The organism is Kitasatospora sp. NPDC001683, from assembly GCF_053596495.1.
The window spans coordinates 1-23,016 of record NZ_JBSFGK010000011.1; the positions used below are offsets into that span (position 1 = coordinate 1).

At 72.6% G+C, this 23,016-nt stretch carries 16 protein-coding genes; 6 read left to right on the forward strand and 10 right to left on the reverse strand.

What is annotated here, in order from left to right; translation table 11 throughout:
• Nucleotides 1–104 precede the first annotated feature (104 nt).
• From ACWCYO_RS08490 to ACWCYO_RS08520, 7 genes are all read right to left on the reverse strand, one after another.
• Nucleotides 105–1,154: a helix-turn-helix transcriptional regulator gene (locus tag ACWCYO_RS08490; RefSeq protein WP_270144168.1), complete on the reverse strand. Its 1,050-nt coding sequence runs from the start codon at nucleotides 1,152–1,154 to the stop codon at nucleotides 105–107.
• Nucleotide 1,155: 1 nt separating this feature from the next.
• Complete coding sequence (locus tag ACWCYO_RS08495; protein ID WP_270144166.1) at nucleotides 1,156–2,094, reverse strand: DUF4097 family beta strand repeat-containing protein; 939 nt, start codon at nucleotides 2,092–2,094, stop codon at nucleotides 1,156–1,158.
• Between the two features lie 210 nt (nucleotides 2,095–2,304).
• Nucleotides 2,305–2,487: a DUF6104 family protein gene (locus ACWCYO_RS08500; protein WP_270144164.1), complete on the reverse strand. Its 183-nt coding sequence runs from the start codon at nucleotides 2,485–2,487 to the stop codon at nucleotides 2,305–2,307.
• Nucleotides 2,488–2,533: 46 nt separating this feature from the next.
• Entirely contained in the window at nucleotides 2,534–4,483 is a 1,950-nt protein-coding gene (locus tag ACWCYO_RS08505) for a protein kinase domain-containing protein (RefSeq protein ID WP_449783797.1), read from the reverse strand.
• Nucleotides 4,484–4,721: 238 nt separating this feature from the next.
• Nucleotides 4,722–8,465, reverse strand: a complete 3,744-nt coding sequence (locus ACWCYO_RS08510) for a multifunctional oxoglutarate decarboxylase/oxoglutarate dehydrogenase thiamine pyrophosphate-binding subunit/dihydrolipoyllysine-residue succinyltransferase subunit (RefSeq protein WP_449783798.1) — start codon at nucleotides 8,463–8,465, stop codon at nucleotides 4,722–4,724.
• Between the two features lie 287 nt (nucleotides 8,466–8,752).
• The gene (locus ACWCYO_RS08515) at nucleotides 8,753–9,883 is read right to left on the reverse strand and encodes a sensor histidine kinase (protein ID WP_270144158.1); all 1,131 of its coding nucleotides are present in this window, start codon (nucleotides 9,881–9,883) and stop codon (nucleotides 8,753–8,755) included.
• Nucleotides 9,884–9,963: 80 nt separating this feature from the next.
• Nucleotides 9,964–10,701, reverse strand: a complete 738-nt coding sequence (locus ACWCYO_RS08520; RefSeq protein ID WP_094742879.1) for a response regulator transcription factor — start codon at nucleotides 10,699–10,701, stop codon at nucleotides 9,964–9,966.
• Between the two features lie 562 nt (nucleotides 10,702–11,263).
• On the opposite strand from ACWCYO_RS08520, the gene ACWCYO_RS08525 reads away from it, so the two are divergent.
• The 4 genes from ACWCYO_RS08525 (at nucleotide 11,264) to ACWCYO_RS08540 (ending at nucleotide 16,559) form a co-directional block, all read left to right on the forward strand.
• On the forward strand, nucleotides 11,264–12,064 hold the full coding sequence (locus tag ACWCYO_RS08525) for a rhomboid-like protein (RefSeq protein WP_449783799.1): 801 nt from the start codon (nucleotides 11,264–11,266) through the stop codon (nucleotides 12,062–12,064).
• 165 nt (nucleotides 12,065–12,229) lie between these two features.
• A complete protein-coding gene (lon, locus tag ACWCYO_RS08530; RefSeq protein WP_449783800.1) occupies nucleotides 12,230–14,626 on the forward strand; it encodes an endopeptidase La in 2,397 nt (798 codons plus the stop codon).
• A 46-nt stretch (nucleotides 14,627–14,672) separates the two neighbouring features.
• The gene (locus ACWCYO_RS08535) at nucleotides 14,673–15,230 is read left to right on the forward strand and encodes a GtrA family protein (RefSeq protein ID WP_449783801.1); all 558 of its coding nucleotides are present in this window, start codon (nucleotides 14,673–14,675) and stop codon (nucleotides 15,228–15,230) included.
• Between the two features lie 105 nt (nucleotides 15,231–15,335).
• Complete coding sequence (locus ACWCYO_RS08540) at nucleotides 15,336–16,559, forward strand: ROK family transcriptional regulator (RefSeq protein ID WP_270144088.1); 1,224 nt, start codon at nucleotides 15,336–15,338, stop codon at nucleotides 16,557–16,559.
• 69 nt (nucleotides 16,560–16,628) lie between these two features.
• Here the strand turns inward: ACWCYO_RS08540 and ACWCYO_RS08545 are convergent, their stop codons facing one another.
• Complete coding sequence (locus ACWCYO_RS08545; RefSeq protein ID WP_449783802.1) at nucleotides 16,629–17,678, reverse strand: ABC transporter permease; 1,050 nt, start codon at nucleotides 17,676–17,678, stop codon at nucleotides 16,629–16,631.
• 224 nt (nucleotides 17,679–17,902) lie between these two features.
• Here ACWCYO_RS08545 and ACWCYO_RS08550 point away from each other — a divergent pair, with 224 nt between their 5' ends.
• Nucleotides 17,903–19,456 carry an MDR family MFS transporter gene (locus ACWCYO_RS08550; protein WP_449783803.1) on the forward strand — a complete coding sequence of 518 codons (1,554 nt, stop codon included), beginning with the start codon at nucleotides 17,903–17,905 and terminating at the stop codon, nucleotides 19,454–19,456.
• A 95-nt stretch (nucleotides 19,457–19,551) separates the two neighbouring features.
• Here the strand turns inward: ACWCYO_RS08550 and ACWCYO_RS08555 are convergent, their stop codons facing one another.
• Together ACWCYO_RS08555 and ACWCYO_RS08560 are read right to left on the reverse strand one after the other, a co-directional pair.
• A complete protein-coding gene (locus tag ACWCYO_RS08555) occupies nucleotides 19,552–19,800 on the reverse strand; it encodes a hypothetical protein (protein ID WP_270144082.1) in 249 nt (82 codons plus the stop codon).
• 26 nt (nucleotides 19,801–19,826) lie between these two features.
• Entirely contained in the window at nucleotides 19,827–21,026 is a 1,200-nt protein-coding gene (locus ACWCYO_RS08560; RefSeq protein ID WP_270144081.1) for an inorganic phosphate transporter, read from the reverse strand.
• Nucleotides 21,027–21,392: 366 nt separating this feature from the next.
• Between ACWCYO_RS08560 and ACWCYO_RS08565 the strand changes: the two genes are divergently transcribed.
• Nucleotides 21,393–22,973 (forward strand): NlpC/P60 family protein, encoded by a 1,581-nt coding sequence (locus tag ACWCYO_RS08565; RefSeq protein WP_449783804.1) that lies wholly within the window; start codon nucleotides 21,393–21,395, stop codon nucleotides 22,971–22,973.
• Nucleotides 22,974–23,016: the final 43 nt, after the last annotated feature.

The following is a 23,016-nucleotide window of genomic DNA, read 5'->3' on the forward strand; positions in this document are numbered from 1 at the left end:
ACCTGCTGGAGCGCCTCGAACTCCTCGACGCACTTGCCGGAGCCGAGTGCGACCGAGTCGAGCGGGTTCTCGGCGATGTGGATCGGCAGGGCCGCCGCTTCGGATCAGCCGAGCAGCCGCTTCAAGCGTTCGCCGGCCGCGCCCAGCACCGAGCGGGCCTCGGCCAGCTTGTCCGGGCCGACCCCGCCGTCCCGGGCCGCGTCGCGGACCTGGTCGCGGAAGCGGTCGAGCAGTCGCTCCAGCTCGCGGGACGGGTCGGCGTCCGGGTCGGTGCGCGCCCACGGCGGCAGGTCGGTGGGGGTGGCCGTCCCGTCCTGGTCCTTGTCCAGGTCGATCCGGGTCACGGTGATCCGCTCGGCCGGTTCGGCCGGGGGCTCGTCCGCCGGGTGGCCCCAGCGGGCGGCGTCGGCCAGGCCGGCCAGGCCCTTGGTCAGCTCGGACAGGCCCTCGGCCAGTCCGGTCGGCCAGTCGCCCTTCGCGGCGTGCTCGCGCACCTGCTGCTCGACCCGGCGCTTGATCCGCAGCGCCTCCTGCTGGGCGGCGGTGCGGGAGGCCTTGGCCTGCTCGCGCAGCCGGCGGGCCTCCTCCTCGGCGGCCTTCGCCTTGGCCTTGGCGGCCTTCTCCTGCTCCCGGGCCCGCTTGGCCTGCTCCTTGGCCTGCCGCTTGAACTGGGCGAACTCCTCCTTGGCGCGCTGCCAGGACTCGTTGTCGCCCCAGGGCCCGGCCCACGGGTCGCCGCCCGCCCCGGCGGAGGGGTGGTCCGGCCGGGGGGCCTGCTTGGCGGCCTGCCACAGCTCCTCGCGCAGGTCCTTGGCGCTGTCCCGGACGTCCTCCCGGATCGCCCCGGCGAGCTGCGCCACGGAGTCGTGGATCTCCACCTCCAGCTCGTCCAACTCGCCCTGCCGGGCTTCGAGTTCGGTGCGGCCGGCGTCGGTCAGCCGGTAGACCTTGCGGCCGCCCTCGGAGCTGTGGCTGACCAGGCCCTCCTGCTCCAGCTTGGCCAGCCGCGGGTAGACCGTGCCGGCGGACGGGGCGTACAGGCCCTGGAAGCGCTCCTCCAGCAGGCGGATCACCTCGTAGCCGTGCCGCGGGGCCTCGTCCAGCAGCTTCAGCAGGTAGAGCCGGAGTCGGCCGTGGCCGAACACGGGGGTCATCTCAGGCCTCCTTGGTCAGGTCGGGGCCGGCCGGCCCGGCGTCGGTGGGCTCAGTGGCGGCGGGGGAGGCCGGGAGCTCCTTGATCACCACCGGGGCGTCGTCCTCGGCGTCGGGGCGGCGCAGCACCGTCACCGCGCCGGAGACGGTGGTGACGTGGAGGCTGCCGCGGCCCTCGCCGAGCTGGCCGGAGATCTTCTTGGCGCCCCAGGTGCTGGTCATCGTGAGTTCGTCGAAGGTGCTGGAGACGTCGCCGCTGGTGGAGCCGGCGTTGACGGTGGCGTCGGCCAGCGAGGGGATCCGGACCACGACCGGGCCGCTGACGGTGTTGACCTTGACGTCGGTCTCGCCGGCCACGTCGAGGTCCAGGGTGACGGCGCCGGTGACGGTGTTGGCCTGGATCCGGTCGGCGGTGCCGGCGATCACGGTGAGCTGCCCGGAGACGGTGTTGACCTTGAGCTGGCCGCCCACCTCCTGGGCGTCCACGTCGCCGGTGACGGTGCTGGCGTCGATCCGCCCGGTGACCCCGGCCAGGGTGGTGTCGCCGTTGGCGCCCTGCACCGAGACGCGGCCGTCGATGCCGGTGACGGTGGAGTGGGCCGACACGGTGCCGACCTTGACCTCGGCGTCGGCCGGGACGGTCAGGGTGACGTCGACGGAGCGCTTGCGCTTGAAGGAGTCGAAGAAGTTGCGGACCGAGCCGATCGACTTGATCCAGTCGCCGAACTCGCCCCAGCTGTTGATGTCCTTGTAGGTGACGGTCAGGACGCCGTCCACCAGAGTCACGTGCAGCGGCTCGCCCTTGAGGTCGGTGACCTCCAGGCGGGCCGGGCCCTCGGCCGCGACCACGTTCACGCTGCCGTCGATGACGCGCACGTGCAGCGCGCGGACCGCGTCCTCGAAGGTGGTCCTGCCGGGCCCCTCGATCGTCCACTGGCTCATCTCTGCCGCCTCCCGTCGCGGATCGCGATGTATCGCGTTCTCTGTAGAAGACGATATATCGCGTGCCGGGAAAAGCAAGCGGTTCCGCCCCCGAGACGGGCCCGGACCCGCCCCGGAGCCGTCCCCTACGGGGTCCCTCCGCCATGGACGCGAAAGGACCCGGGAGGCGGTTGCCTCCCGGGCCCCTTCGGCGATCGCGGCGTCAGGACGTCACTCGTCGTCGTCCTCGTCGTCGAGCCGGGCCAGCCAGGTGGCCAGCCGCTCGACCGGGATCTCGAAGTCCGGGTTGAGGTCGACGAACTCGCGCAGACGCTCGGCCAGCCACTCGAAGGTGACCTCCTCGTCGCCGCGCCGGTTCTCCAGCTCCTCGATGCCTCGGTCGGTGAAGTACACGGTTCGCTCCGGTCCGATGGGAATTGACCTGGTCAGGATAGTCCGGTCAGGCGGCGCGCCAGGTGCTGACGGTGACCTTGGCGGCGCCGGTGGTCGGGTCGGCCTGCTCGATCACCGCGATGGCGATGTTGCGGGTGACCCGGTCGCGGACGCACAGCAGGCGGCCGGGCGCGACGCGGTTGTACGAGAGGTCGGTGTCGGGCCGGGAGTCGATCGCGGCGGCGCACTGCTCGGCGGTGATGGACGGCTCGGTGATCACCGCGAAGTCCGACTTGTCGTCGCCGAAGCTGTCGAAGGAGTTGGCCTTGCTGCCGGTGCCGGTGTTGGTGACGCCGAGACCCCACTTCAGGTCGTTGCTGCTGCGCGGCACCACGGTGCCCGCGTCCAGGTCGATCCGGTACGCGTCGGAGGAGTACTCGGCGCCGGGGATCGCCAGAGACTTCTTGTCCAACATCGGGGAGTAGCCGGTCGGCCGGGCGGGGGCCGAGACGGTGCTCCCACCGGACTTCGAGGGAGCGGCCGTCACCGGCGGGTTGGTGGCGGTGCCGTCGGCGCTCGGGCCCGCGCTCTGGCTGGGAGCGGGCGCCGGCGGGTTGGCCCCGCCGGTGGACCGCGAGGAGGAGGACGCGCTGGTGTCGCTCTTGCCGCCGTCGTCCAGCTTCTTCATCAACAGCACGCCGCCCGCGGTGCCGCCGACCGCCATCACCAGGGCGACGGTGAGCAGCACCTTCCAGGACACCCCGCCCTTCTTCCCGGGCGCCGGCTCGGGCGCCGAGGTGACGGCGGTGACCACCGGGCCGGGCGGCGGGGTGTCGTGGGACGGCTGCTCCGGCTGCGGCAGCTGGACGGTGGGCGGGGCGGGCAGCACCGGGGCGGTCGGCGTCTCGGTGGGCGGCTGCGGGGCGCCGTACGCGCCGAGCGGCGGCGGCGCGAAGCCCGGCGGGGGCGTGGCCGGCTGCTGCGGGGCGTGGGCCACCGCAGTGGCCGGGTGGGTGGGCAGCGGGGGAGCGGCCGGGGCCGGCGGCGGGGTGGCGGGCGCGGCCGGCAGCGGGGTGGGCGGCGTCCTGGGCAGGTCGGAGCGGCGGGTGATCTCGGTGTTGACCTGCCGCGGCAGCCAGTCGTCGGCGAAGCGCAGCTGGCCGCCGACCTCGGGGTGGTTGCGGGCGACCTGGATGATCTCGGCGGGCTTGGGGCGGTCCTCCGGGGACTTCGCCAGGCAGCGCTGGATCAGCTCGCGCAGGTCCGCCGGGACGGCCTCCAGGTCCGGCTCCTCGTGCACCACCCGGTAGAGCACGGCGGTGTCCGGCCCGTCGCCGAACGGCGGGGTGCCGCCGGCCACGTACGCGGCCAGGGCGCCGAGCGCGAAGACGTCGGTGGCCGGGGTGACCGGGCGGCCCTGGGCCTGCTCGGGGGACATGAAGGCGGGGGAGCCGATCCGGTAGCCGGTGCCGGTCAGCGCGGTCGCGTCGGCGGCCCGGGCGATGCCGAAGTCGATCACCCGCGGGCCGTCCCCGGCGACCAGCACGTTGGCGGGCTTGAGGTCGCGGTGGACCACCTCGACGCTGTGGATCGCCTGCAGCGCCTCGGCGATGCCGCCCATCAGCAGCAGCACGGTGCGCACCGGCAGCGCGCCGTTCTCCCGCACCACCTGCTGCAGCGACGGGCCCGGGACGTACGCGGTGACCAGCCAGGGGGCGTCCGAGTCCAGGCCGCCGGAGTCGATCACCTGCGCGGTGTACAGCCCGTGGATCCGCTGGGCGTTGCTGACCTCCTGGGCGAAGCGGCGGCGGAACTCGCCGTCCTCGGCGAACTCGGGACGGACCACCTTGAGCGCCACCGGGCGCCCGCCCGGGGTGTACGAGAGGTAGACCCGGCCCATGCCTCCGGCGCCCAGCCGGGCGAACAGCCGGTAGCCGCCGACCTCCCGGGGGTCGTCCGGGAGGAGCGGCTGGAAGACCGGAGGAAGCTTGCCGGGGTGCGGCGTGTCGGCGGTCATGTGGTGATCCCCCTGGGAGAGCGGTGAGGTCGTTCGGCCGGGCCGCGGGCGCGATGACGGGCGCCGGGCGGCGACCTGGCGAGCCATAACCTATCGATCCGTCAGGAGGACGTGCGGCCCGGTCCCCGTTTGGTTGCAGAGCTGCGACCTTGACGTGAACAGGAACGCCCGCGGCCCCCGTCCCCCTGGGTGGGGGACGGGGGCCGCGGGCGTATCAGCGGTGCGGGGCCTCAGCGCGTCAGAGCGCGAAGACCTCCTCGATCAGCGCCTGCTGCTCGGCACCGTGCCGCTTGGCCGAGCCGACCGCCGGCGACGAGGCCGCCGGGCGGGCGACGCGGCGCAGCCGGGCGTCGCCGCCGCTGCGGCCGATGACGACCTGCAGGTGGTCGACCAGGTTCATCGCGATGAACGGCCAGGCACCCTGGTTGGCCGGCTCCTCCTGCGCCCAGACGAACTGGACGTTGTCGCCGTAGCGGGCCAGCTCCTCCTGGAGCTCGGCCACCGGGAGCGGGTAGAGCCGCTCCATGCGGACGATCGCGGTGTCGGTCACGCCGCGCTCGGTCCGGGCCGCCGCCAGGTCGTAGTAGAACTTGCCGGAGGTGATGACCACCTTGCGGACCTGCGCCGGGTCGACGGTGGTGTCACCGATGACCGGGCGGAACGAGCCCGACAGGAACTCCTCGGTCGCACTCGCCGCGGCCTTCAGACGCAGCATCGACTTCGGGGTGAAGACGATCAGCGGCTTGTGGTGCGGGTTGTGCGCCTGCCAGCGCAGCAGGTGGAAGTAGTTCGACGGCAGGGTCGGCATGGCGACCGTCATGTTGTCCTGCGCGCACAGCTGGAGGAAGCGCTCCGGGCGGGCGGACGAGTGGTCCGGGCCCTGGCCCTCGTAGCCGTGCGGCAGCAGCAGGACGACGCCCGAGTGCTGGCCCCACTTCTGCTCGGCGGAGGCGATGTACTCGTCCACCATGGTCTGCGCGCCGTTGACGAAGTCGCCGAACTGCGCCTCCCACATGACCAGCGCGTTCGGGCGGGTCAGCGAGTAGCCGTACTCGAAGCCCATGGCCGCGTACTCCGACAGCAGGCTGTCGTAGACGGTGTAGCGGGCCTGGTCCTCGGTGAGGTACTGCAGCGGGGTGTAGTCCTCGCCGGTCTTGCGGTCGATCAGGACGGCGTGCCGCTGGCCGAAGGTGCCGCGGCGGCTGTCCTGGCCGGCCAGGCGGACCGGGTGGCCCTCCATGAGCAGCGAGCCGATGGCGAGGGTCTCGCCCATCGCCCAGTCGATGGTGTTGTCCTCGACCGAGGCGGCGCGGCGCTGCAGCTGCGGCAGCAGGCGCGGGTGGACGGTCAGCCAGTCCGGGTGGTTGACCTGCGAGGCGGCGATCCGCTTGACCATCTCCTGGGAGATGCCGGTCTGGATGGAGACCGGGAAGTCGGCGACCGGCTTGCCCGCGGTGGTGTCGGCCGGCGCCTGGGCCGCGTCGCGGACCTCGGCGAAGACCTTCTCCAGCTGGCCCTGGAAGTCCTGGAGCGCCTGCTCCGCCTCTTCCATGGTGATGTCGCCGCGACCGATCAGGCCCTCGGTGTACAGCTTGCGCACCGAGCGCTTCTTGTCGATCAGGTCGTACATCAGCGGCTGGGTGAACGACGGGTTGTCGGCCTCGTTGTGACCGCGGCGGCGGTAGCAGATGAGGTCGATCACGACGTCCTTGTGGAACGCCTGGCGGAACTCGAAGGCGAGCCGCGCGACGCGGACCACGGCCTCCGGGTCGTCGCCGTTCACGTGGAAGATCGGGGCCTCGATCATGCGGGCCACGTCGGTGCAGTACATCGAGGAGCGCGAGGACGCCGGGGCGGCGGTGAAGCCGACCTGGTTGTTCACCACGATGTGCACGGTGCCGCCGGTGCGGTAGCCGCGCAGCTGCGACATGTTCAGGGTCTCCGCGACGACGCCCTGGCCGGCGAAGGCCGCGTCGCCGTGGATCTGGATCGGCAGCACCGGGAAGGTGGTGCCGCCCTGGTCCAGGATGTCCTGCTTGGCGCGGGCGATGCCCTCGACGACCGGGTCGACCGTCTCCAGGTGGGACGGGTTGGCGGCCAGCGAGACCTTGATCTGCTCGCCGTCCAGGCCGGTGAAGGTGCCCTCGGAGCCCAGGTGGTACTTGACGTCGCCGGAGCCGTGCATCGACTTCGGGTCGAGGTTGCCCTCGAACTCGCCGAAGATCTTGCCGTACGGCTTGCCGACGATGTTGGCCAGCACGTTCAGGCGGCCGCGGTGGGCCATGCCGATGACGGCCTCGTCCAGGCGGTGCTCGGCGGCGGCGTCGATGGTCGCGTCCAGCAGGGCGATCAGCGACTCACCGCCCTCCAGCGAGAAGCGCTTCTGGCCGACGTACTTGGTCTGCAGGAAGGTCTCGAAGGCCTCGGCGGAGTTCAGGCGGCGGAGGATCCGCAGCTGCTCCTCGCGCTCGGGCTTCGCGTACGGCTTCTCCAGGCGCTCCTGCAGCCACTTGCGCTGCTTCGGGTCCTGGATGTGCATGTACTCGATGCCGACGGTGCGGCAGTAGGTGTTGCGCAGCAGGCCGAGGATGTCGCGGAGCTTCATCATCTTCTGGCCGCCGAAGCCGCCGACCGCGAACTCGCGCTCCAGGTCCCACAGGGTGAGGCCGTGGGTGGTGACGTCCAGGTCGGGGTGCTTGCGCTGCTTGTACTCCAGCGGGTCGGTGTCGGCCATGAGGTGGCCGCGGACCCGGTAGGAGTGGATCAGCTCCATGACGCGGGCGGTCTTGTTGACCTCGTCGTCGTGGGTGGTGGCGACGTCGGTGGCCCAGCGGACCGGCTCGTACGGGATCCGCAGCGACTCGAAGATCTCGTCGTAGAAGCCGTTCTCGCCGAGCAGCAGGCGGTGGATCTCGCGCAGGAACTCGCCGGACGCCGCGCCCTGGATGACGCGGTGGTCGTAGGTCGAGGTGAGCGTCATGATCTTGGAGACGCCCAGGCGGGACAGGGTCTCCGGGGCGGAGCCCTGGAACTCGGCCGGGTACTCCATGGCGCCGACGCCGACGATGGTGCCCTGGTTCTGCATCAGGCGCGGCACGGAGTGCACGGTGCCGATGCCGCCGGGGTTGGTCAGCGAGACCGTGACGCCGGTGAAGTCGTCCATGGTCAGCTTGTTGGCGCGGGCCCGGCGGACGATGTCCTCGTAGGCCTGCCAGAAGCCGAAGAAGTCGAGGGTCTCGGCCTTCTTGATGGCCGCGACGACCAGCTGGCGGTCGCCGTTCGGCTTGACCAGGTCGATCGCCAGACCGAGGTTGACGTGCTCCGGCTTGACCAGGAAGGCCTTGCCGTCCTCCACCTTGTAGCTGTGGTTCATGCCCGGGGCGGCCTTGATGGCCTGGACCAGGGCGTAACCGATCAGGTGGGTGAAGGAGACCTTGCCGCCGCGGGCGCGCTGCAGGTGGTTGTTGATGACGATGCGGTTGTCGATCAACAGCTTCGCCGGGACGGCGCGGACCGAGGTCGCGGTCGGCACCTCCAGCGAGGCGTCCATGTTGCTGGCGACGGCCTTGGCCGGGCCGCGCAGCTGGACCAGCTCGGGGCCGGCCGGGGCGGCGGCGGGAGCCGGGGCGGCGGCGGCCTTGGGGGCCGGGGGCGCGGCGGGCGCGGCGGCGAGCGGGGCGGCAGCCGGGGCCGGTGCGGCCGGAGCGGCCGGAGCGGCGGCGGCGGGCGCGGGTGCGGCCGGAGCGGCAGCGGCGGGCGCGGGGGCAGCGGCAGGGGTCGGCGTGGGGCCGGCCTGGGTCGCGGCCTGGGTCACTGGGGTCACCTCGGTACCGGGCTTGTAGTCGGCGAAAAAGTCCCACCAGGCTCGGTCGACCGAGTTCGGGTCCTGGAGGTACTGCTGGTAGATCTCATCGACGAGCCACTCATTGGGACCAAAGCCAGTGGAGCTTGCCGAGCTGGGGGTTTCAGGTTGTGGCGACACGGCGGCAACCGCCCTCTTCCGCTTCCTTTTGGGATGTTTGGACAGCGGGGATTAAGGCTACGCCCCTGACCAGTGATCGCGCAGTCCCCGGGCCCCAGGCGTCGCCCAGATCACAGTCCTGACCTGCAGATTGGCTGAAAAAGTACGTTAGAAAGCCGTGTCTGAGGGGAAACGATCGGGCCCGACCGCCCCCCAAATCAGGGCAAAAACGGACAAAGATCCGAACTGATTCGCCGACGATCTTCGTGTGCGTCTGTGTCGGATCTGTGACAAATGCCCCGGCCCGCTCAGCACTGCCCGGGCAGCCGGACCTCGATCCGGCAGCCGGTCGGCGACTCGGCGACGGCGATCCGCCCGCCGTGCAGGTCCACCGCCCAGCGGGCGATCGCCAGACCCAGCCCGGTGCCGCCGTCGGCGCCGGGACCGGAGGCGGTCGCGGTGCCGCTGCGGCTGAACCGCTCGAAGACCCGGCTGCGGTCCGCCAGCGGGATGCCCGGACCCTCGTCCTGGACCTCCAGCAGCAGGCCGCCGTCCTCGCCGTCCGGTCTCGCGCGCACCGTGACGGTGCCGCCGGGCGGGGAGTGCTTGCAGGCGTTGTCGACCAGGTTGGCGACCACCTGGTGGAGCCGCTCCGGGTCCGCCACGGCGGTCAGGCCGGCCGGGCTGACCTCCAGGGCCAGCCGCACGTCGCCGCGTCTGGAGAACGCCCCGCCGGCCGTCGCGCCGTCCACGGTGACCCCGCGCAGCACGCCGTCCAGGAACTCCCGCACCTCGAAGGGGCGGGCGTCCAGGTCGACCACGCCGTCGTCGATCTTGGAGAGGTCCAGCAGGTGGGTGACCAGGCGGCCGAGCCGCTCGGTCTGCTCCAGCGCGGCCCCCAGCGTCGCCGGATTGGGCTGCACGACGCCGTCCACCACGTTCTCCAGCACGGCGCGCAGCGCGGCGATGGGCGTGCGCAGCTCGTGCGAGACGTTGGCGACCAGCTCGCGGCGGTGCTGGTCGGCGGCCTGCAGGTCGGCGGCCATGGCGTTGAAGGCGGCCGCCAGCTCGCCGATCTCGTCGCGCGAGTTCACCTCGACCCGGCGGCTGTAGTCGCCGGAGGCCATCGCGCGGGCGGCGGCCGTCATCTCGCGCAGCGGGGCGGTCAGCCCGTGCGCGAGGAACTGCATGAACAGCAGCGAGGCGATCATGGAGAAGACCATGATGATCCGGATCTGGGTCTCGGACCGGATCGCCACGACCACCATCCCGGTGGCCAGGAACACGGAGACGATCACCAGCAGGGCGAGCTTGCCCTTGATCGACCGGACCGGGTCGAGCGGGCGGATGTCGGCCCAGACCCGTCTGGCCGCGCGTGCGGCCAGCGTCTGCGGGCGCGCGCCGTCGGCGTCCCCGTTGCGTTGCTGTGGAAAGGTCATGTGGTCCCTGTGATCCCCGCGTGGTGTCACGGCGGTGCCGGGACACGGGCCCCCCGGAGGCCCGTCGCCCGAGACTCCCGTCAGGAGAGCGGGGCCTCCAGTGCGTATCCGACGCCGTGCACGGTGCGGATCCAGCTGGCGCCGATCTTGCGGCGCAGCGCCTTCACGTGGCTGTCGACGGTGCGGGTGCCGGACGCGTCGGTCCAGTCCCACACCTCGGCCAGCAGCTGCTCGCGGGTGAGCACCGCGCGCGGCTGGGCGGCCAGGCAGGCCAGCAGGTCGAACTCGGTCGGCGTCAGGTGGACGTCGCCAGAGGCGAGCCGGACCCGGCGCTGCACGTGGTCGATCTCCAGTTCGCCGAAGCGCAGGCTGCCGAGCGCGGGCGTGCGGGCGGCCTGCTGGGCGCGCTCGACGCGGCGCAGCAGCACGTTGACCCGGGCGGCCAGTTCGCGCATCGAGAACGGCTTGGTCATGTAGTCGTCGGCACCGACGCCGAGGCCGACCAGGAGGTCCGTCTCGTCGTCGCGGGCGGTCAGCATGAGCACCGGGACCGGGCGTTGGGCCTGGATCCGGCGGCACACCTCCAGCCCGTCGAAGCCGGGCAGCATGATGTCCAGGACCACCAGGTCCGGCTGCCAGGTGTGGAAGCCGTCCACCGCGCCGGGGCCGTCGTGGGCCACGGCGACCTTGAACCCCTCCGCGCCCAGTCGGGCCGCGATCGACTCGGCGATCGTGGGCTCGTCCTCCACCACCAGCACTCTGCGCTGACTGCTCACCGTGCCACCGGTGTTGGGGTTGTCCTGCTGAATTTCTGTCACGGTCACGCCACCGCCCCCAGGGCTGCGGGCCGGCCACCTGTGGGGATGGCGGGGCTCCGCTCGTAGTCTTGTTCCGTCGTGGACTGTGCCGGGTCCGCCGTCCCGTTCGCGCGCCCGGGAGTCGGGTGGACGGATGGTCTCCCGTCCACTTCTCCCACGCACTTCGCAGCGTACGGACAGCGGATGCTTTCCGGCAGGTGGACCGGACGTTTCCGGCCCGTGGGCCGGCTGTCCGTCCGCCCGTGGACCCACCGCATGAGTGGGCACGGGTCGGTACCTTACCCGGCGAATTTTCTCTGCGTAACGGTACGTATGCACTCCAGTTGACGCCAAGTTGCCGGTCAGAGGCCCTACTGACGCGTTAATAGGAAGAAGGTCTGGACCAATACCGGGAATCCGGCGGGTCCCCGCGTCGACGGTCTTCACGGGCTTTTCTCAGCTGCCTCTCAGAACCTCGACGTAACGTGGCCACGACAACGCCCCGCCGAGCGGAGTCCGGCGCGCGCGCCGGTACGTTGGGCAGCTGCGAGCACCGGTGACGGCGGGCGTGGACGGAGGCGGCATGGCGGGACTTCGGCGGGAGGCCGACCGGAGCGCGCCCGCGGCGGTGCCGTACGGAATGCTCCGGTACGGACTGCGCGCCGGCGTCCTGGAATGGCTGCTGGAACGCGTGCCGACGCCCCGGCGCACTCCCTTCACGCTCGGGTACCTCGCCGTGGTGGGAGCCACCACGACCTTTGCCGGGCTCGCCGATCCGGATCTCGTCCAGCGCCTGCAGGAGGCCTCCAGTTCGGACGGTCACAACCTGCTCCAGCACCCCTTGCGGGCCCTCCTGTTCAGCGGTTTCTGGGTGGCCGGGGAGGTGTGGATGCCCTACCTGTGGGGCTTCGCCGTCACCTTGGCGCCGCTGGAGCGCAGGGTCGGCACCGGCCGGGCGGCGGCGGTGTTCGCGATCGGGCACGTCGCGGCGACGCTGCTCTCCCAGGGCGTGGTGATCACCGCGGTGGAGACCGGGCGGATGGCGCCGGAGGCGATGGACTCCCTGGACATCGGGGTCAGCTACGGCGTGCTCGCCTGCCTGGGCGCGGTGGCCGGGCTGCTGCCCCGGCACGGGCGGGTGCTGGCGCTGGGTGGCGTCGGGCTGATGATCGCCGAGCAGATCGCCACGGAGAAGGACCTGGTCACGGCCGTGGGGCACCCGGCCGCGGTGCTCACCGGGGTGGCGCTGTCGCGCTGGCTGCGGCGGATCGAGCGGCGCCCGCCGCGGCCGCGCACCCGTGCGGCGCAGACCCCGGCGGTCGGCTCCGCCTCCCCGGCCGCCGCGACGGTGCGGGCCGGCGCCCGTCCGTCCGCCGCGCGCTGACGCCGGGGCCCTCTTGGGCCGTTCTTTCCCGGCTCTTTTGACGGCGCCACCCCCTGGTCGTTCCGGTGACGCCGCGTTCGCTCGCAGCGAACAAGGCCTCGGGAACATCCTGCGCCCGCCGAGGCTTAGTCAGGTCGACTCAAGTTCACTGACTGGGGAGAGATCATGGCATCCACGTCCACACCGCTCACCCTGCCCGTGCTGCCGCTCGACGACGAGGTCGTCCTCCCGGGCATGGTCGTCCCGCTGGACCTGAAGGACACCGAGGTGCGCGCCGCGGTCGAGGCCGCCCGCGCCGCGGTCGCCGGCTCCGGCAAGCCCCAGGTCCTGCTGGTTCCGCGGGTGGACGGCTCGTACGCGGCGGCCGGCACGCTGGCCACCGTGGAGCAGGTCGGCCGGCTGGCCGACGGCGAGCCCGCCGCGCTGGTGCGCGCCGTGCGCCGGGTCCGGATCGGGGTCGGCACCACCGGCCCCGGCGCCGCCCTCTGGGTGGAGACCACGCCGTTCCGGGAGTCCTCGGTCGGCATGCCGGTGGCCGGGCGGGCCGCCGAGCTGGTCAAGGAGTACAAGGCGCTGTCCACCCAGTGGCTGCGCAAGCGCGGCGCCTGGCAGATCGTCGACCGGGTCGCGCAGATCGAGGGCGTCGGCGAGCTCGCCGACAACATCGGCTACGCGCCCTTCGCCACCGCCGAGCAGAAGCTCAAGGTGCTGCTGGAGGCCGACCAGGTCGCCCGCCTGGAGTACGCGCTCACCCTGCTGCGCGACCACCTCGCCGAGGAGGAGGTCAACGACACCATCCGCAAGGACGTCGAGGAGGGCGTGGCCAAGCAGCAGAAGGAGTTCCTGCTCCGCCGCCAGCTGGAGGCCGTCCGCAAGGAGCTGGCCGAGCTGAACGGCGACCCGGCCGACGAGGAGGGCGACTACCGCGCCCGGGTCGAGGCCGCCGACCTCCCGGAGAAGGTGCGGGAGGCCGCGCTCAAGGAGGTCGACAAGCTGGAGCGCGCGTCCGATCAGTCGCCCGAGGGCTCCTGGATCCGCACCTGGCTGGACACCGTCCTGGAGCTGCCCTGGAACGAGCGCACCGAGGACGCCTACGACATCGCCGGCGCCCGCGCCGTGCTCGACGCCGACCACGCCGGCCTCACCGACGTGAAGGAGCGGATCGTCGAGTACCTGGCCGTCCGCAAGCGCCGGGCCGACCAGGGGCTCGGCCTGGTCGGCGGCCGCCGCGGGGGCGCGGTGCTCGCGCTGGTCGGCCCGCCCGGCGTCGGCAAGACCTCGCTCGGCGAGTCGGTGGCCCGCGCCATGGGCCGCAAGTTCGTCCGGGTCGCGCTCGGCGGCGTCCGGGACGAGGCGGAGATCCGCGGCCACCGGCGCACCTACGTCGGCGCGCTGCCTGGCCGCCTGGTGCGGGCGATCAAGGAAGCCGGCTCGATGAACCCGGTCGTCCTGCTCGACGAGATCGACAAGGTCGGCTCCGACTACCGGGGCGACCCGGCCGCCGCCCTGCTGGAGGTGCTGGACCCGGCGCAGAACCACACCTTCCGGGACCACTACCTGGAGGTCGAGCTCGACCTCTCCGACGTCGTCTTCCTCGCCACCGCCAACGTGCTGGAGGCCATCCCCGAGCCGCTGCTCGACCGGATGGAGCTGGTCCGGCTCGACGGCTACACCGAGGACGAGAAGGTCGTCATCGCCCGCGACCACCTGCTCCCGCGCCAGCTGGAGAAGGCCGGCCTCGGCGACGGGCAGGTCAGCGTGGACGAGGCGGCACTGCGCCGGCTCGCCGGGGAGTACACCCGCGAGGCGGGCGTGCGCACCCTGGAGCGCTCGATCGCCCGGGTGCTGCGCAAGATCGCCGCACAGGCCGAGCTGGGCGAGCGCGAGCTGCCCGCCGCGGTCGGCGCGGAGGACCTGCGCGCCCTGATCGGCCGACCGCACCACGTGCCGGAGTCCGCCCAGGAGCCCGCCGAACGGCGCACCGCCGTCCCCGGCGTGGCCACCGGCCTCGCGGTCACCGGCGCCGGCGGCGACGTCCTCTACATCGAGGCCTCGCTGGCCGACGCCGAGACCGGCGGCACCGGGCTGACCCTGACCGGGCAGCTGGGCGACGTGATGAAGGAGTCCGCGCACATCGCGCTCTCCTACCTGCGCTCGCGCGGCGCCGAGCTGGAGCTGCCGGTCACCTCGCTGCGCGACCGCGGCGTGCACCTGCACGTCCCGGCCGGGGCCGTCCCCAAGGACGGGCCGAGCGCCGGCATCACCATGACCACGGCGCTCGCCTCGCTGCTCTCCGGCCGCAAGGTGCGCACCGACGTGGCGATGACCGGCGAGGTGTCGCTGACCGGGCGGGTGCTGCCGATCGGCGGGGTGAAGCAGAAGCTGCTCGCCGCCGACCGGGCCGGCCTCAGCACGGTGATCATCCCCAAGCGCAACGAGGCCGACCTGGACGACGTCCCGGCCGAGGTGCTGGAGCGGCTCACCGTCCACCCGGTGGCGGACGTCCGCGAGGTGCTCGAGCTGGCCCTGGAGCCGGCCGGGGTGCTGGTCGCCGCGGCCTGACGGTGATCGAAGGGGGGACGGCGGCTCCGCGTGCCAGACTGCGGACATGCCGTCCCCCACGCAGCGCGTCCTGGCCCGGGTGCCGGCGCGGCTGCGACCGCTCCTGCTCCGGCACCGCCGGCTGGTGAAGTTCCTGCTGGTCGGCAGCGGCTGCTTCGTGCTCACCACGGTGATCGACCTCGAGCTCAAGTTCACCGTGCTGGCGCACAAACCGGTGGTGGCGCTGACGGTGGCGACGGTGATCGCCACCGCCGTCTCCTACGTGCTCAACCGCCGCTGGGCCTTCCGGACGAACGGGAGCCGCCCCGAGGCCCTGCTGTTCTTCCTGGTCAGCGCGGTGGCGATCGGCGTCAACGACATCCCGCTGGCGCTCTCCCGGTACGCCTTCGAGCTGCGCCAGCCGTACGTCACCGCCTTCCAGCAGGAGATCGCGGACTTCCTCAGCGGGATGGTCCTCGGCACCTTCGTCGCCATGCTGTTCCGGTACTGGGCGATGCGGCGCTGGGTCTTCACCGGCCCGGTCGCGACCAGCCCCGTCGCCCGGACGCAGACCGGGCCGGAACCCGGTTACGCTGCACCCGAGATGCCACGGGATGTCCCGTAAGTCCGTGAGGTGCCCCGAAACGGTGGGGTGAGCGAGCGGAGCGAGCTCACAATTGAGAGGTGCGCGTTGTGCGAAGTGCCTCCCGAACGAAGTGAGGTGGGGCGCATGAGCGACATGCGCGCGGAGCCGGACGGCGTCCGGACCGGGCCCGCCAGCCAGCAGGGGATGCGCCGCGCCAACCTGGCCCTGGTGCTCGGCGTGATCGCGAGCGGCCCCCGCTCGCGCGCCGAGGTGGCCGCCGAGACCGGGCTGACCAGGGCCGCGGTCTCCTCGCTCGCCGAACAGCTGATCTCGGCCGGCCTGGTCGTCGAGGAGGGCCCCGCCGCCCCCAGCGGCAAGGTCGGCCGCCCCGGCACCGCGCTCGGACTCAACCCGCTCGGGCCCGGCGGCCTCGGCGCCGAGATCGGCGTCCGGCACCTCGGCGTCTGCGTGGTCGACCTGCGCGGCGAGGTCCGCGCCTGGCGGCGCCGGGAGAGCGCCAACCGCGGCCGCCAGCCCGCCGCCGTGCTGGCCGACCTCGCCCAGCTGGTGCGCGCGGCCGTCGCCGAGTCCGGCCTGCGCCCCGCCGGGCTCACCCTGGCGGTGCCCGGGCTGGTCGGCGCCAGCGGGGTGCTCCAGCGGGCCGCCAACCTCGGCTGGCAGGACATCCCGCTCGCCGCCGAACTGCGCCCCGCGCTGCGCCTCGCCGGGGACCGCCTGGCCGAGCTGCCGGTCGAGGCGGACAACGAGGCCAACCTCGGCGGACTGGCCGAACGGTGGCTGGGCGGCAGCCCGGAGGACTTCCTGTACGTCTCCGCCGAGGCCGGCGTCGGCGCGGCCGTGGTGGTCGGCGGCCGGCTGCTGCGCGGCGCGCGCGGCTACGCGGGCGAGCTCGGCCACGTCCCCGTCCACCCGGAGGGGCCGCGCTGCGCCTGCGGGGCGCACGGCTGCCTGGAGCAGTACGCGGGCGAGGCGGCGGTGCTGCGGGCGGCCGGGCTGGCGGGCGTGCGCGGCGACTGGGTGACGCTGCTCGCCGAACGCGCCGGCGCCGGTGACGAGCCCGCCCGGGCGGCGCTGGCCGGAGCCGGCTCGGCGCTCGGCATCGCGGCCGCCGGGGCGGTCAACCTGCTGGACCCGGCCCGGGTGGTGCTGGGCGGCGGCTACGCCCGGCTGGCGCCCTGGCTGCTGCCGGCGATGCGGCGCGAGCTGGCCGCCCGGGTGACGGTGCGGCCGTGGGCGGAGGACCGGCTGACGGTCTCCCGGCTGGGCCGGCGGGGGGCGCTGCTGGGCGCGGCGGTGGGCGTGGTGCGCGCCATCGTCGCCGACCCCGGTCCGCTCACGGGCGGCTGAGCCGGCATCCGTACCGGAAACGCGATCGAGCCCCCGGCCGCGCTGGCCGGGGGCTCGGGCCGGTCGTGCTCAGGCCTCGGCGGGGCTCCCGGAGCCGATCGCGGGGCCCCCGGGGCGCGGGCCGCGCAGGACGGACAGGAAGGCGACGGCGATGCCGACGACCGCCCAGACCACCAGGACCAGGATCGGCATGCCCAGGTTGGTGGAGCCGAAGTAGGCGATCGACTTGGTGGCGCTGGTGCCGGCGCCGTTCGGGATCAGCGAGCCGATCGCCCGCCAGAACGGCGGCATCATCGGGGCGGGGTAGACGCCGCCGGCGCTCGGGTTGCCCAGCACCACGAAGACCAGCACCGCGAGGCCGATGCCGATGATGCCGAACAGGCACTGCAGTGCCATGGTGAACGCGCCGACCGTGAACACCACCAGGGCGCCGACGGCGGTCAGGGCCGGGATCGAGCCGGGCATCGCGTCCAGCACCGGGCCGGCGATGATCGTGCCGCCGAGGCCGGCGCCGACCGAGTACAGCGCCAGGACACCGAGGCGGATCAGCAGGCGGTGGACGTTGGCGGGCTTGGAACCGGCGCTGATGCCGAGGATCGAGGCGACCAGGTAGCCGCCGACGCACCAGCCGATGACCAGGTAGAAGGCGGTGAGGCCGTTGGTGTCGCCCTTGGCCAGCGGCACGACGTCCTCGACCTTGACGGTCCGGCCCTGGGCCTTGTCCAGCGCGGTGGTGATGCCCTCGGCGGCCTTGGCGGCGGAGGTGCCGCGGGCGCCGCCGGTGAGCAGGGTGTCCTCGGTGCCGGTCGGGTTCACGACCAGCGCGGCGTAGATCTTCTGGTCCTTGATCTGCCGGGCCGCCGTCTCGGCGTCCGGCGCGGTGACGGGCTTGACCGCCTCGTCCGGCACCGACTCCAGGGCCTGCACCAGCTTGGGCGTGATCTGCGGCGGGGCGACCACCGCGATGGACAGCTTGTGCGGGGTCGGGTGGTGCAGCGCCCCGACGTACGAGGTGATGAAGCCGAGCTGCAGCAGCAGCACGCCGATCACGAGCAGTGCCGCACGCGGGGTGACCGCGCCCTTCAGTTCAGCGACGAAACCCTGCCCCGGGGCGGCCATCCTCATCTCCTTGCGTATCGGTGGAAATCGGATACTTAATACCATGAACTAGTTGGCTTGTCCTATCTCCGCGCCGGTTTCCGGCCACCGGTGCGCGACCTGAAGAAGGTTGACTAAGTCAACCATTTAGCCGTATGGTTGCTTAAGGCAACAAATTTTCGTGCCCGCGCATCCCCGCACTCCGCACCCGCTCCGCACTCCGCCCGCTCCGCCGAAGGACCCAGATGACCGCGACCACCGAGGCCTCGACCGGCACCGCAGCCGCCGTCGACGACCGACCGATGACCCACCGGCAGGTGATGGAGGCACTGTCCGGCCTGCTGCTCGGCCTGTTCGTGGCCGTGCTCTCCTCGACCGTCGTCTCCAACGCCCTGCCGCACATCCTCACCGACCTGCACGGCGGCCAGTCCGCCTACACCTGGGTGATCACCGCGGCCCTGCTCACGCTGACCGCCTCCACCCCGATCTGGGGCAAGCTCTCCGACCTGGCCAGCAAGAAGCTGCTGCTCCAGATCGCCCTGCTGATCTACATCGCGACCTCCGCGCTGGCCGGCCTCTCGCAGAACACCGGTGAGCTGATCGCCTGCCGCGCCCTGCAGGGCATCGGCGCCGGCGGTGTCGTCGCGCTCGGCCAGATCTGCCTGGCCGCGATGGTCCCGCCGCGCGAGCGCGGCCGCTACAGCGGCTACTTCGGCGCGGTCTTCGCCCTCGCCACCATCGGCGGCCCGCTGATCGGCGGCGTCATCGTGGACACCTCCTGGCTCGGCTGGCGCTGGTGCTTCTACGTCGGCATCCCGTTCGCGCTGGCCGCGATCCTGGTGGTGCAGCGCACCCTCAAGCTGCCGGTGGTCAAGCGCCCGGTGAAGATCGACTACCTGGGCGCGCTGGTCATCACCGCCGCCGTCAGCCTGCTGATGATCTGGATCACGCTGGCCGGCACCGACTACCCGTGGCTGTCCTGGCAGACCGCGGTGATGGTCGGCGGCGGCCTGCTGCTGGCCGGGCTGGCCGTGGTGGTCGAGCGCCGCGCCGCCGAGCCGGTCATGCCGCCGTCCCTGTTCAAGCACCGCACCGTCACCCTGGCCGCGATCGCCAGCGTGCTGGTCGGCGTCGGGATGTACGGCGCGACCACCTTCCTCAGCCAGTACTTCCAGCTGGCCAAGGACGAGTCCCCGACCATGGCCGGCCTGATGACCCTGCCGATGATCACCGGCCTGGCGCTCTCCTCCGCCGTGGCCGGCCGGCTGATCACCAAGTACGGCAAGTGGAAGGCCTACCTGGTCTCCGGCACCGCGCTGCTCGCGATCGGCTTCGGCCTGCTCGGCACCGCCCGGGTCGACACCGACTACGGGCTGCTCTCGCTCTACATGGCGATCACCGGCATCGGCCTCGGCCTGACCAGCCAGAACCTGGTGCTCGCGGTGCAGAACACGGTGCCCCGGCACGAGCTCGGCGCGGCCAGCTCCGTCGTCACCTTCTTCCGCACCATGGGCGGGGCGATGGGCGTCTCCGCCCTCGGCGCGCTGATGACCGACAAGGTCGGCCGCTACCTGGCCGAGAACCTGGCCGCGGCGCACATCCCGGCCGGGCACGCGGCGGCCGGCGGCGGCATCCCGGACCTGGCGAAGCTGCCCGCCCCGATCCTGCCGCTGGTGACCGACGCCTTCGGCCACGGCGTCGGCACCGTCTTCCTGTGGGCCGCGCCCTTCGCGGCGCTGGCCTTCGTCACCGTGCTGTTCATCCGGGAGACCGCGCTGCGGACCACCCAGCAGAGCTGACCGGACGCGGGGACACGCGGAACGGGCCGGGGAGTGTTCGACACTCCCCGGCCCGTTCGCGGTTCTTCGGACGTACGGACAGCCGTACGGACCGGCTACGGTGCGGCGATCAGCACCAGGCCGTAGCCCACGGCGGTGGCGCAGAGCGCGAAGCAGGCGTACGCGCCCGCCAGCAGGGCCGGCCGGCCGCCGGAGGCCCGGCCGCCCTCCGCCTCGCGCGCGCCCAGCGCGGCCTCGCGGCGGGACAGCGCCAGGATGCCGAGGGCGAAGACGGCGACCACGGCGACGGTGACGCCGAAGCTGATGCCGGCGGTCTGGGCCAGGGCGTTCCACTTGATGTGCATGGTGAGTGCTCCTCGGGCGTCGGCGCTCAGGCCGCGACGGTGGTCGAGGCGGGGGTGGGGGCGGCGTTCGCCGGGGAGGCCGTGGCGACCTCGACGGGGGTGACCTCGATCGGGGTGACCTCGGCGACGTCGTTCACGTTGTCCGCGCCGACCCGCTCACGACGGGAGAGCATCCACATCGCGGCCGAACCGGCCACCAGCGCGGCGCCCACCAGGGCGACGCCCCAGGTGCCCTGCCGGGCCAGCACCGCGGCACCGCCGGAGACCAGGCCGGCGGCCGGCAGGGTCAGGCCCCAGGTGTAGACCATGCGGCGGACCAGGCTCCAGCGCAGCTCCGGCTTCGGGCCGCCGAGACCGGCGCCCATGATGCCGCCGGTGCAGACCTGGGTGGTGGAGAGGCCGAAGCCCATGTGCGAGGAGGTCAGGATGACGGTCGAGACGGCCGACTCGGAGGCGAAGCCCTGCAGCGGCTTGATGTCCGCCAGGCCCCTGCCCATCGAGCGGATGATCCGCCAGCCGCCCATGTAGGTGCCGAGCGCGATCGCGCCGCCCGCCGAGACGATCACCCAGGTGGGGGGCAGCGCGCCGTGCGGCAGGGCGCCGACCGAGACCAGGGTCAGGGTGATGATGCCCATCGTCTTCTGGGCGTCGTTGGTGCCGTGCGCGAGCGAGATCAGCGAGGAGGAGAAGATCTGGCCGGTCTTGAAGCCCTTGTCGGTGACCGCGGAGTCGCCCTTGCGGGTGATCGCGTAGGCCAGCTTGGTGGCGCCCCAGGAGGCCAGGCCGGCGACGAAGGGGGAGGCGACCGCCGGGATGATGATCTTGGTGATCACGGTGTCGAAGTTGACGCCGTTCATGCCGACGCCGACGATCGTGGCGCCGATCAGGCCGCCGTACAGGGCGTGCGAGGAGCTGGACGGCAGGCCGCGCAGCCAGGTCAGCAGGTTCCACAGGATCGCGCCGGCCAGTGCGGCGAAGATGATCTCGGGGTGGACCCCGGCCTTCTCGTTGACGATGCCGCCGGAGATGGTGGTGGCGACCTTCACGGACAGGAACGCGCCCGCGAAGTTGAGCAGGGCCGCGATGGTGACCGCGACCTTCGGACGAAGGGCCCCGGTCGCGATCGCGGTGGCGGACGCGTTGGCGGTGTCGTGGAACCCGTTGGTGAAGTCGAAGGCGAGCGCCGTGATGATCACAACGGCCACCAGGAACGAGATGTGTTCCATACCCAAACAATCGTCGTAGTTGTCGCACGGACGTTGGTGTCGTCGCGACCGTAGGTCTGTTGGGTAAACGGAAGGTGAACTGAGCCGGGAATCGTGGTTCCTGCGGTGTCCCAGTGGTGGCCGGAAGCTTTCGGAGGGGTGTCCTGGGCCGCGCTGAGCTGGGCATTGGCCGACTACGTCCCGGTTCGACCCCGTTTGTTGAGAGCTGTCTCACACATCGACAGATCAATGGAGATTTAACCTCCCAGTCCGCGTGCGCTCTGTTTCCGACGAGTAACCCGTGGGAGGATCTGCGGGATCGTTCCCGGGGGGAGCCCCGCGACGGTCCACCGGGGCAGGACAGGCAAGGGCGGGGAGGACCATCCCATGGGCGGGGCTGCACAGCGCACGGAGACGTCGGGCGTACGCCCCTGGGTGCGGGCCGCCCTGAGGTGCGGAGCCGTCCTCGCGGCCGCCGCACTTGCCCTGCCGGCGGCCACCCAGGCCGCCTACGCCGCACCCGACCCCGGAACCGGCGCCGCGGTCGCCCCCGGCGCGGACCCGCTGGCCGCCGCCAAGGCCACCCTCGGACCGCTGCTCGACCAGCTGCACGGGCTCTACCAGAGCGCCGAGGCCGCCACCGAGCAGTACAACGGCGCGGTCGCCAAGGTGACCGAACAGCAGGCCGCGCTCACCGACCTCCAGGGCAGACTCGACCGGCAGCAGAAGCAGGTCGACACCGGGACGGACATCGCCGCCCAGCTCGCCGCCGCCCAGTACCGCAACGGCGCCGCCTCCGCGTACGCCGAACTGCTGCTCTCCAAGGACCCGTACGAGGCCGTCACCATCGCCGAACTGCTGAAGGCGGCGAGCCGCTCCCAGTCCGAGTTCCTGGACAAGCTGAAGGCCGACCGGGAGGCGCTCGACGGGCTGAAGAAGCAGACCGAGGAGGCGCTCAAGACCTCCCAGGCGCTGGTCGCCCAGCAGGACGCCGCCAAGGCCAAGGTCGCCGCCGACCTCGCCTCGGTCGAACAGCTGGTCTCCTCGCTCACCGGCGCACAGCGGTCCGAGCTGGAGCAGCTCGAGAAGGCCAAGGCCGACGAGGCCCAGCTCGCCTTCCTCGCCTCCGGCGCCCTCGGCAAGGGCGAGCGCACCCCCTCACTGGCCGGGCGCGCGTCGGTGGCCTTCGCGCTGGCGCAGCTGGGGAAGCCGTACCTGTGGGGCGGCATCGGCCCCGACTCCTACGACTGCTCCGGCCTCACCTCGCAGGCCTGGCTGCACGCCGGCAAGCCGATCCCGCGCACCAGCCAGGAGCAGTGGGCACAGCTGCAGCACGTCCCGCTGAACCAGCTGCGGCCGGGCGACCTGGTGGTCTACTTCCAGGACGCCTCGCACGTCGCGATGTACATCGGCGGCGGGCTGATCGTCCAGGCCCCGCGGCCCGGCGCCTTCATCAAGGTGTCGCCGATCGGCTCGATGCCGATCCTCGGGGCCGTCCGGCCCGACCCGGACGGCGCGGCGGACGACGTCGGCGGCGCCTGGAAGGTGCCGGACCTGCCGAAGGGCTGGGACACCGTCACCCCGATCGCCCCCAGCCCGGCCCCGACCCCGCCGGCCAACCAGCAGCCGACCGGCAACCCGAGCACGCCGAGCACGCCGCCGACCCCGAGCGGTACGCCGTCCGGCACCGGCACGCCGAGCAACCCGGGCACCCCGTCCGGCACGGGCACCCCGTCGGGCACGGGCACTCCGTCGGGCACGGGCACCCCGACGGGCACGGGCACCCCGACGGACAAGCCCACCGGTACGCCGACCCAGACCCCGACGGGCACGCCGACGGGCACCGGGACCCAGACCCCGACCGGCACGCCTACGGGCACCGGCACCCCGAGCACCACGGGCTCGTCCAGCGCCTCCGCGCCCGGCAGCCCCACGGCGACGCTGCCGCTGGGTGGACTGCTGCACTGATTCGGTAGGAGGAGGCCGCCCCACGTCCACGGACGTGGGGCGG

Bases quoted from the DNA above. Each gene is read 5' to 3' on its own strand.
- ACWCYO_RS08565 (WP_449783804.1), top strand. From the start codon at position 21,393: ATGGGCGGGGCTGCACAGCGCACGGAGACGTCGGGCGTACGCCCCTGG.
- ACWCYO_RS08560 (WP_270144081.1), bottom strand. From the start codon at position 21,026: ATGGAACACATCTCGTTCCTGGTGGCCGTTGTGATCATCACGGCGCTC.
- ACWCYO_RS08490 (WP_270144168.1), bottom strand. From the start codon at position 1,154: ATGACCCCCGTGTTCGGCCACGGCCGACTCCGGCTCTACCTGCTGAAG.
- ACWCYO_RS08515 (WP_270144158.1), bottom strand. From the start codon at position 9,883: ATGACCTTTCCACAGCAACGCAACGGGGACGCCGACGGCGCGCGCCCG.
- ACWCYO_RS08505 (WP_449783797.1), bottom strand. From the start codon at position 4,483: ATGACCGCCGACACGCCGCACCCCGGCAAGCTTCCTCCGGTCTTCCAG.
- ACWCYO_RS08540 (WP_270144088.1), top strand. From the start codon at position 15,336: ATGAGCGACATGCGCGCGGAGCCGGACGGCGTCCGGACCGGGCCCGCC.
- ACWCYO_RS08545 (WP_449783802.1), bottom strand. From the start codon at position 17,678: ATGGCCGCCCCGGGGCAGGGTTTCGTCGCTGAACTGAAGGGCGCGGTC.
- lon (WP_449783800.1), top strand. From the start codon at position 12,230: ATGGCATCCACGTCCACACCGCTCACCCTGCCCGTGCTGCCGCTCGAC.
- ACWCYO_RS08555 (WP_270144082.1), bottom strand. From the start codon at position 19,800: ATGCACATCAAGTGGAACGCCCTGGCCCAGACCGCCGGCATCAGCTTC.
- ACWCYO_RS08535 (WP_449783801.1), top strand. From the start codon at position 14,673: ATGCCGTCCCCCACGCAGCGCGTCCTGGCCCGGGTGCCGGCGCGGCTG.
- ACWCYO_RS08550 (WP_449783803.1), top strand. From the start codon at position 17,903: ATGACCGCGACCACCGAGGCCTCGACCGGCACCGCAGCCGCCGTCGAC.
- ACWCYO_RS08495 (WP_270144166.1), bottom strand. From the start codon at position 2,094: ATGAGCCAGTGGACGATCGAGGGGCCCGGCAGGACCACCTTCGAGGAC.
- ACWCYO_RS08525 (WP_449783799.1), top strand. From the start codon at position 11,264: ATGGCGGGACTTCGGCGGGAGGCCGACCGGAGCGCGCCCGCGGCGGTG.